Source organism: Nocardia sp. NPDC003345 (assembly GCF_053589395.1).
Map to the genome: position 1 here is coordinate 1 of NZ_JBSFRU010000528.1, position 2,494 is coordinate 2,494.

The 2,494-nt window shown below is 65.1% G+C and carries 2 protein-coding genes; one reads left to right on the plus strand and one right to left on the minus strand.

Annotation, left to right across the window (positions count from 1 at the left end):
• Positions 1-54: 54 nt before the first annotated feature.
• Positions 55-381, minus strand: a complete 327-nt coding sequence (locus tag ACWDU1_RS31595) for a WhiB family transcriptional regulator (protein ID WP_450004080.1) — start codon at positions 379-381, stop codon at positions 55-57.
• 419 nt (positions 382-800) lie between these two features.
• Here ACWDU1_RS31595 and ACWDU1_RS31600 point away from each other — a divergent pair.
• A partial coding sequence (locus ACWDU1_RS31600; protein ID WP_450004081.1) for a transglycosylase domain-containing protein occupies positions 801-2,494 on the plus strand: 1,694 nt, incomplete at its 3' end.

The following is a 2,494-nucleotide window of genomic DNA, read 5'->3' on the forward strand; positions in this document are numbered from 1 at the left end:
CGGCCACTCGCACATCGAGTGGCCGGCGGCCTGGGTCGTCCAATGGGAATTGGCTTACATCGCTACCTGGTGCGTCCGCTGGACGTGAAAGAAATCCGCCCAGGAGGTCACGTCCGGATGCTGCTTGAGCAGCGCCCGCCGTTGGCGTTCGGTCATACCACCCCACACTCCGAACTCGACCCTGTTGTCGAGGGCGTCCGCCCCGCATTCCATCAGGACCGGACAGTGCCGGCAGATCGTCGCCGCCTTGCGCTGAGCCGCGCCGCGGACGAACAGTTGATCGGGATCCACTTCCTTGCATCGGGCCTGGGACACCCAGGCGATCCTCGCTTCGGCCTGCTCTACGTTCAATCGAGCGACGGGGGTGGTTGTCATGTGCATTTGGTGTGCCCCTTTGCCAGTCCGAACACCGGGTCACGGCGCTCCGGAATCGCGTGCCACCCCGCAGCAACCCGAACCCCGCTGCGAAGTGCACCACATTCCACATTGAGTGTTAGCTCTATCACACTGAGCTCTCAATCTAGGTAAAGGTATGCCCCGAGCGCAAGACCGGATGATGACTTTTTGGTACGTCCGTGCCTGCCGACTCCGCCGCGTTCGCCGCCCAGGAGCCCGAATGCGCATGTCAGACACCATGGCGCGAATCCGGCGCGAAGATCTCGAATCGAACGGAACAACACCCGGTGTCCACACTTCACGAGCGCCGCAGGCCCACCCTCTACGCTGGTGCTGTGCCGATCACACGTGCGCTCATCAAGCTGGCGGGCAGCTGTGTACTCGCCTCCGTGCTCGTTGCGGGAATGTTGTTCCCGGTCGCCGGAGGTTTCGGATTCGTCTCGAACCGCGCCGCCGATGCCGTCGACAACGTCTCCGCGGAACTGGTCGAGGGAACCGTGCCCGCCGTCTCCACCATGGTGGACGCCGCCGGGAATCCCATCGCCTGGCTGTACGAACAGCGCCGGTTCGAGGTTCCCAGCGACCGGATCTCCAACGATATGAAGCTGGCCATCGTCTCCATCGAGGACAAACGCTTCGCCGATCACCACGGCGTGGACTGGCAGGGCACCATCCGGGCCTTCCTCACCAACACCAGCAGCGGTGAGGTCCAGCAGGGCGCGTCCACGATCGACCAGCAGTACGTGAAGAACTTCAATCTGCTCGTGGTCGCCAAAACCGACGCCGAACGCCGGGCCGCCATCGAGACCACCCCGGCCCGCAAGATCCGCGAGATCCGGATGGCGCTCACCCTGGACAAGGAACTCAGCAAGGACGAGATCCTCACCCGGTATCTGAATCTGGTGCCGTTCGGTAACTCGTCCTACGGTATCCAGGACGCCGCCCAGACCTACTTCGGTATCGACGCCAAGGACCTGAACGCCGCCCAGTCGGCGATGCTGGCCGGCATGGTGCAGAGCAGTTCCAAGCTGAACCCCTACACCAACCCCGAGGGTGTCACCATCCGGCGCAACACGGTCCTGGACACCATGATCCAGAACATCCCCAGCCGGGCCGAGGAACTGCGGGCCGCGAAAACACAGCCCCTGGGCGTGCTCCCCGAACCCAAGGGGCTGCCCCGGGGGTGTATCGCCGCCAACGACCGCGGCTTCTTCTGCGATTACGCGCTGTCGTATCTGGCCAACGCGGGCCTGAGCAAAGAGCAGATCGAGAAGGGCGGATACCTCATCCGCACCACCCTGGACCCCGCCGTCCAGGACTCGGTGAAACGTTCGGTCAACGCGAACGCCGACCCGCATCTGCCGAATATCGCCGAGGTGATGTCGCTGATCGGCCCGGGCAAGGACAAACACCCCCTGCTCGCGATGGCGAGCAGCCGCACCTACGGCCTGAACCGCGACCAACACGAAACCCTGCTCGCCCAGCCGTATTCGATGGTCGGCGACGGCGCCGGTTCGGTGTTCAAGCTGTTCACAACGGCCGCTGCCATGGAAAAGGGGATGGGCATCAACGCCCAGCTCGACGTTCCGGGCCGATTCGACGCCCGCGGGATGGGCAACGGCGGCGCCCCCGGGTGCCCGCCCGCCACCTACTGCGTCGAGAACGCCGGTAACTACCGGTCGCCGATGTCGGTCACCGAGGCGCTGGCCACCTCGCCGAACACCGCGTTCGTGAAACTCATCCAGGCCGTCGGCGTGACCCCGACCGTCGATATGGCGGTGCGGCTGGGCCTGCGGTCCTATACCGAGGCCGGCACTTCCGGACACGACGACAACCAGAGCCTCGCCGATATGATCAAGGGCCAGAATCTGGGTTCGTTCACCCTGGGTCCGGTCGCGGTGAACCCGCTGGAACTGTCCAATGTGGCCGCGACGATCGCCTCCGGCGGTGTCTGGTGCCCGCCCTCGCCCATCGCCGAGGTGATCGACCGCTACGGCAAACCCGTGCCGCTCACCGAACAGGCCTGCGAGCAGGTCGTGGAACCGGGCCTGGCCAACACCCTGGCCAACGCCATGGGCAAGGACCACAGCGGCGGCGG

What these genes read in the sequence shown, in the direction of transcription:
- ACWDU1_RS31595 (WP_450004080.1), bottom strand. Translation starts at nt 381, where the DNA reads ATGCACATGACAACCACCCCCGTCGCTCGATTGAACGTAGAGCAGGCC.